At 47.4% G+C, this 6,453-nt stretch carries 6 protein-coding genes; 5 read left to right on the top strand and 1 reads right to left on the bottom strand.

The genetic code is table 11. The features are described from left to right. The 3 genes from DW121_RS15780 to DW121_RS01610 form a co-directional block, all read left to right on the top strand. Window positions 1–905, top strand: a 905-nt coding sequence (locus tag DW121_RS15780) for a PD-(D/E)XK nuclease domain-containing protein (RefSeq protein ID WP_233555758.1), incomplete at its 5' end; no start/stop codon positions are given. An 878-nt stretch (window positions 906–1,783) separates the two neighbouring features. Next, window positions 1,784–1,996: a hypothetical protein gene (locus tag DW121_RS01615; RefSeq protein WP_117711037.1), complete on the top strand. Its 213-nt coding sequence runs from the start codon at window positions 1,784–1,786 to the stop codon at window positions 1,994–1,996. A gap of 28 nt (window positions 1,997–2,024) precedes the next feature. After that, entirely contained in the window at window positions 2,025–3,890 is a 1,866-nt protein-coding gene (locus DW121_RS01610) for a PL29 family lyase N-terminal domain-containing protein (RefSeq protein WP_118322894.1), read from the top strand. A 22-nt stretch (window positions 3,891–3,912) separates the two neighbouring features. On the opposite strand, the gene DW121_RS01605 is transcribed toward DW121_RS01610, so the two are convergent. After that, complete coding sequence (locus tag DW121_RS01605; RefSeq protein ID WP_118322893.1) at window positions 3,913–4,386, bottom strand: DUF456 domain-containing protein; 474 nt, start codon at window positions 4,384–4,386, stop codon at window positions 3,913–3,915. Window positions 4,387–4,493: 107 nt separating this feature from the next. Here DW121_RS01605 and surE point away from each other — a divergent pair, with 107 nt between their 5' ends. After that, entirely contained in the window at window positions 4,494–5,258 is a 765-nt protein-coding gene (gene surE / locus DW121_RS01600) for a 5'/3'-nucleotidase SurE (protein WP_117711040.1), read from the top strand. 44 nt (window positions 5,259–5,302) lie between these two features. Continuing rightward, entirely contained in the window at window positions 5,303–6,451 is a 1,149-nt protein-coding gene (lpxB, locus tag DW121_RS01595) for a lipid-A-disaccharide synthase (protein WP_117711041.1), read from the top strand. The last annotated feature ends 2 nt before the right edge of the window (window positions 6,452–6,453 follow it).

Below are 6,453 nucleotides of genomic sequence, written 5' to 3'. Positions count from 1 at the left end.
ACATTGATATTTGCGGAATCAGCGACAAGGAGCTGCACGATAATCTTGAAGAAGAAATGCACGAGTTTGCCGAAGCGCAGGGTATGACGTACGAACAGTTCCGGGACAAACTGCGTGAGTATTACGACGGTTACCACTTTACGCAAAACTCCATCGGCATCTATAACCCGTTCAGTTTGCTGAATGCTTTCGACCGCAAAGAGTTTGGCAGCTACTGGTTCGAGACGGGAACGCCTACTTACCTGATAGAGCTGTTGAAACGCTATCATTACGACTTGGAGCATATGGCGCACGCCGAAACGTATGCCGATGTGCTGAACAGCATCTATGGTGATGAAGAACCGTTGCCTGTAATCTTCCAGAGCGGCTATCTCACGATAAAGGGGTATGATGAACGTTTTGGCCTTTACCGTCTCGGTTTTCCTAATCGTGAGGTGGAGGAGGGATTTGTTAAGTTCCTTGTTCCTTATTATACTCGTTTCAATAAGATTGAAGCACCGTTTGAGGTACTGAAGTTTGTCCAAGAAATAGAGCGTGGTGAGCCGGACGCTTTCTTCCGTCGTCTGCAAAGTTTCTTTGCCGATACGCCTTACGAACTGGTGAAGGACTTGGAACTGCACTACCAGAATGTACTTTTCATCGTCTTTAGGCTGGTGGGCTTTTATGTGAAAGCGGAATACCACACTTCGCAGGGCAGAATAGACTTGGTGCTGCAAACCGACAAGTACATCTATGTCATGGAGTTCAAACTGGATGGCACTGCCGAAGAGGCTTTGCATCAAATCAATGATAAGCAGTATGCGTTGCCTTTTGCCGCGGACAGCCGCAAAGTGCTCAAGATAGGGGTGAACTTCAGTAACACCACGCGCAATATTGAACGTTGGGTGGTAGAGGAACTCCAATAGGGTATGCTCCCTGACGGCGTTTGATGTACATCAAATCGAATAATCAAGCGCATCAAACATTTTTTTCAAGTATATCAAACGGATTCATCATCGTAGAAAAACAGATTATCTGTTTCATTAGAACGCATGGTCTGTTTCATTGAAATACATGGCCTGTTTCATTGAAATACATTATCTGTTTTATCAATCCACATTATCCGTCCTGTCATTCAGGGGAGCTTGCGACGAAGAATCTCTTCTCTTATCCCCCTTCCACCCTCCACAAATCCCTATCCATGGGGAATAGCGGGTGGAAGGGGGTAATGCCACACGTCATCTCCTCAATTGACGCACGTTACCTCCCCAAATGCCTGTGGTTTGCCTTACTGAGATGCGTGGTTTCGGGCACTGAGATGCGTCATTTGGAGAGACAACGTGCGTCATTACCTCCCCCCCCCTCCACCCGCTATCTCTCATGAACAGGTGTGTGCAGAGGGTGGAAAGGGTGTCGGTGAATAATAAACAGGTCAACTTTATCCTTAAATAAAGTCAAATAAAAAGTGGACAATTCCGTCCTTCGTAACAAAAAACTGTTTATCTTTGCAATAGTCCTATTGGGTGCAATGGGACTGTTTTTTATTGGAAAGCGTTATTGAAATTATCTTCTGTTGACAAACTTCGCAACTTTGAAACCCATGAAGATGATAACAACAACGCTCACGTCTGTGTTATATACCTACTTTTCTTCCGGGGTACCGGGTAGGGGAGTATCTATATACAAAACGACGTGAGTGGCTGTTGTTTATCCATGGGTGAGGCAATGCGAAGGCCTGTCAACAGGGTAAACAAATACAGCTGCTCGCGTCCTTTTTTGTATGTTTAACTTAACACTATGGCACATGACGAAAAGAAAATGTATTTCTACTCGTATTCTGACGAGACTATTGGCGGTGTTCCTGTCGTTCTCTCCTTTTATGACATTGCAAGCCGCCGCACAACAAAGCCCCGTACCCCTTTCCCTCGGTTTGGGCGGCGCATTGTCCCTGCGCTACCACATCGCTCCCGCTTGGAGCCTGCAACTGAAGAACAGCGTGTTGTGGAAACTGAAATAACTTATCAACCAATAATACACTTATCCTTATGAAACAGCTTCTATTCTTATTGCTTGCCGCCACCCTGACCCTTTGCGGCTGTAGCGAGCAAGACCTCGCCGAGATACGCGCTGAACAAGCACGCATCGACGCACGCCTTTCCGCCCTTGAAGAGTGGCAGAAGACAGTCAACATACAAATCTCAAGTATTCAAAGCCTTGTCTACGCCCTTGAGGATAAGGACTACGTGACGGGTGTCAGCGAACTGTCCGACGGTTCGGGCTACGTGATAAACTTCCTGAAAAGCGGGGCTGTAACCATCAAGAACGGTGCTAAGGGCGACAAGGGAGATAAAGGCGATGCAGGTACCTCCGGCAATGTTCCCAATATCGGTGTCAAAGAAGACGGCGGCGTCTATTACTGGACTTTGGACGGCGAGTATATAAAGGACAATAACGGCAACTTGCTACGTGTGACAGGCGAGCAAGGCGATGCGGGGGAAAAGGGTGACAACGGTATTGCCCCGCAAGTCAGAATCAATGCAACCAATAATGAATGGGAGATTTCCACAGATGGCGGCAGTAACTGGACGCCAACAGGCATAAAGGCTACCGGTAAGGACGGTACTAACGGAAATAACGGCACTTCCTGTTCTATAACGGTAAATGACAGTAGTAACCCCATTATCGTCACCATCACCAATACGGATGCGAAGGGAACTGCTATCGCCACAGAGATAAAGCTTCCCCTCTACAAGGCTTTCTACATCGGTAGCGATGCGGAATCCCAAAGCAACTCTGCACTGATTATCACCAAAACTACAACGGAAATCCCTCTTGTGCTCCCCGGCGGCTTCAAAGAGAATGACTATACGGCTGTCATGGCTCAAATCATCAGCAACAAAGGCACGAATACAGATATTCAGACGCGTGCCGCCGCAGACCCGTGGGGAGTCAAGGTGACGAAGCCGACATTTACAGACGGTGTCTGTAATAATGACGCCAAAGTAACCGTATATACTCCTACAGGTATTGGAGCGAGCGAGGGTGCATTGCTCGAAGTGACCCTTGTTGGCAGTGACGGCAGCAAGATTGTGTCCAGTCGTGCACTGAAAGCCGGTACAGCTATTACCCCTATTGCCGGTGACTATTATTACAGTGACGGTGGCATTTCCAGTCAAATCATCAGTAGTAAGACTCCTATCGGTGTCGTATTCTACGTGGGTGATGTAGCAAAAAACGACGGGCAACTGAAAGCAAAGTTGGGTGGCGGTGATGCTAATAATTACAATAGTAGCGACATTCACGGTTTGGTTGTTGCCTTGAAAGATGCAAGCTCAAATGATTATATTGTAGCATGGGGAGCTTCTGGTGTTCAGATAGGAAATAATACTATGAGCGGCTATACCGACATAACCGCCACTAAGGGCACAAGCGGTACTGTCAATCAGATGCTTGGATATAATAATACAGAAGTGATTCGTGAGTACAACAAGGGTAAAAGCGGGGATGCTCTTGTTACCGCTGTCAGCGTCATCGACGAGAATACCTGTACCGATGTAGATAACAACAAGATTTTCCCAAAAGCCCCCACGGGTAGTAGCGGTTGGTATCTTCCCTCTGTCAAAGAGTTGTCCACCCTTTGTTCGGGTTGGAATGAATTGAGCGATGAAGGTGCCCCCAATGGTTCATCATCCGATACTGATAATTTTGAAATAGTCAACAATGCTTTAAACGCATTGGGCAGTACTGTTGCCGTGCAGATAGATGATTATCCCTATTGGTCCTCTTCGGAGAGCTGGCTCAATCCGGTTTACTATGCTTTGATGGTGAATATGGGCAATGGCTACGTATGGTCGCACGGCGATAAGAGCGTTGGAAATATTGTGTTGTTGCGTCCAGTACTCGCTTTTTAAATATACCGTGAGTGCGCAGTTATTATACCAATGCCGCTACAAACTCCCATACGAAGTATCCGCATAAAACGCATTTCAGTACCGTGCCGAACAGAAATCCGAGTAGAGAACCAACTCCGGACTTTAATGCCTGACCGGTTTCTCTACCACCGAAAAGTTCTCCTATGAATGCGCCTAAGAACGGGCCGAGGATAATGCCCCAAGGCATGAAGAACAGCCCGATGATAGTTCCTATGAGGCATCCGCGTGTTCCCCACCGGGTGCCTCCGCTGTATTTGCTACCCAGTATGGGGACGATGTAGTCGAGCACCTGCACGATGATTACAATCAGCAACCATAGTAGCAATTGCGTGGTGGAGTACTGCACTCTGTCGGTGAAGTGCAACAGTAATAAACCGGCATAGGCTACGGGCGGACCGGGTATGGCGGGAAGTATGCAGCCCGCCAGTCCGGCAAGCAAGCATAAAGCACCTATGATAATAAGCAGGATATCCATTGTCTCAGTGGGTTGTGATTAGGGCTCAAATGTATGATTTTATATTGAGAAGGTGAAAATGTTATGAGAAAATTCGCTAATTTTGCAAGCAATAAATTAATTGGAATATGGAAAATCAGAGACCTTTAATATTGATTTCCAATGATGATGGCATCATTGCGAAAGGAATTAGCGAGTTGATAAAGTTTCTTCGTCCGCTGGGCGAGATTGTGGTGATGGCTCCGGATGCGCCACGTTCGGGCAGTGCTTGTGCGCTGACTGTGACAGAGCCTATCCGCTATCAGCTGCTCCGTAAGGATGTGGGGCTGACGGTTTATAAATGCTCCGGTACACCGGCCGATTGCATCAAACTGGCTTTTCATACGGTGCTCGACCGCAAACCCGACCTTGTAGTGGGCGGTATTAATCATGGCGATAATTCTTCGGTCAATGTACATTATTCCGGTACAATGGGCGTTGTTATCGAAGGTTGCCTGAAAGGTGTTCCTTCTATCGGCTTTTCATTATGCAACCACGAACCTGATGCCGATTTTGAACCGGCAGGAACATATATCCGCGAGATAGCCCGCAAGGTGCTGGAAAAAGGCTTGCCGCCGTTGACTTGCCTTAATGTCAACTTCCCTGATACAAAAGAACTGAAAGGAGTGAAAATCTGCGAACAGGCCAAAGGCCAGTGGATAAATGAATGGGAGAACTTCGCCCACAGAGGTGATGCGCACTATTACTGGCTGACCGGCGAGTTTGAAGAGTCTGAAAAGGGAAATGAAAAGAGTGACCATTGGGCGCTTGAGAACGGCTATGTGGCGATTACTCCGACTACCGTAGACGTAACTGCATACGGCTTGATAGACGAATTGAAGGCTTGGTTCTAACGGATGCCTTCAGAACGTAGCAAGCTGTTTAAATATAGGCATTTATGAAGTATTATTTGATTGTCGGCGAGGCTTCCGGCGATCTGCATGCGTCGCACCTGATGAGTGCTTTGAAAGCGGAAGATACGCAAGCCGAGTTTCGCTTCTTCGGCGGTGACTTAATGGCCGCTGTGGGCGGAACGTTGGTGAAGCATTATAAGGAATTGGCATATATGGGCTTCATTCCTGTTTTGCTGCATCTGCGCACCATCTTTGCCAATATGAAGCGCTGCAAGGAAGATATTGTAGCCTGGCAACCGGATGTACTTATTCTGGTGGACTATCCCGGCTTTAACCTGAATGTTGCCAAGTTTATTCATGCCCGCACGCAAATACCGGTGTATTACTATATCTCTCCCAAGATATGGGCGTGGAAAGAATACCGCATCAAGAACATCAAGCGGGATGTGGATGAATTGTTCTCTATCCTTCCGTTTGAAGTGGAGTTCTTTGAAGGCAAGCACCGCTATCCCATACATTATGTCGGTAATCCGACAATGGATGAGGTTACCGCATTTCAAGCCGTTTATGCTGAAACCTCGGATGAATTCCGGCGTGCCAACGGTCTTTCTTCAAAGCCTGTCATTGCGTTGTTGGCAGGTAGCCGCAAACAGGAGATTAAGGATAATTTGCCGGATATGATTCGGGCTGCCGCTTCGTTCCCCGATTATCAGTTGGTGCTGGCGGGAGCTCCGGGCATTTCTCCGGAATATTACAAGGAATATGTCGGCAGTTCGGATGTAAAAATAATCTTTAACCGTACTTTCCCCTTGCTTCGGAATGCGGAAGCCGCACTGGTAACTTCGGGCACCGCAACATTGGAAACGGCATTGTTCCGGGTTCCGCAGGCGGTATGCTACCATACGCCGATAGGAAAGATTATCGCTTTCTTGAAACGGCATATCTTAAAAGTGAAGTATATTTCTTTGGTTAATCTTATTGCGGATTGTGAGGTCGTGAAAGAACTGGTTGCCGACACCATGACGGTGGAGCAGGTGAGGGCGGAACTTCAACGTATTTTATATGATAAGAAGTATCGCCAACAGATGCTCGACGGTTACGAATACATGGCATCCCGTTTGGGAGAAGCGGGAGCGCCCGAACGTGCCGCCAAGAAGATGACAGCATTGCTTAAGAAACGTTTCAAAAAATAGGA

The organism is Bacteroides sp. AM10-21B (assembly GCF_003472565.1).
Taxonomy (GTDB): Bacteria; Bacteroidota; Bacteroidia; order Bacteroidales; family Bacteroidaceae; genus Bacteroides; species Bacteroides propionicigenes.
Note: the sequence above shows the minus strand (reverse complement) of the source record. Positions and strands in the feature narration are given on the sequence as shown.

What these genes read in the sequence shown, in the direction of transcription:
- DW121_RS01615 (WP_117711037.1), top strand. Translation starts at nt 1,784, where the DNA reads ATGACGAAAAGAAAATGTATTTCTACTCGTATTCTGACGAGACTATTG.
- DW121_RS01610 (WP_118322894.1), top strand. Translation starts at nt 2,025, where the DNA reads ATGAAACAGCTTCTATTCTTATTGCTTGCCGCCACCCTGACCCTTTGC.
- DW121_RS01605 (WP_118322893.1), bottom strand. Translation starts at nt 4,386, where the DNA reads ATGGATATCCTGCTTATTATCATAGGTGCTTTATGCTTGCTTGCCGGA.
- surE (WP_117711040.1), top strand. Translation starts at nt 4,494, where the DNA reads ATGGAAAATCAGAGACCTTTAATATTGATTTCCAATGATGATGGCATC.
- lpxB (WP_117711041.1), top strand. Translation starts at nt 5,303, where the DNA reads ATGAAGTATTATTTGATTGTCGGCGAGGCTTCCGGCGATCTGCATGCG.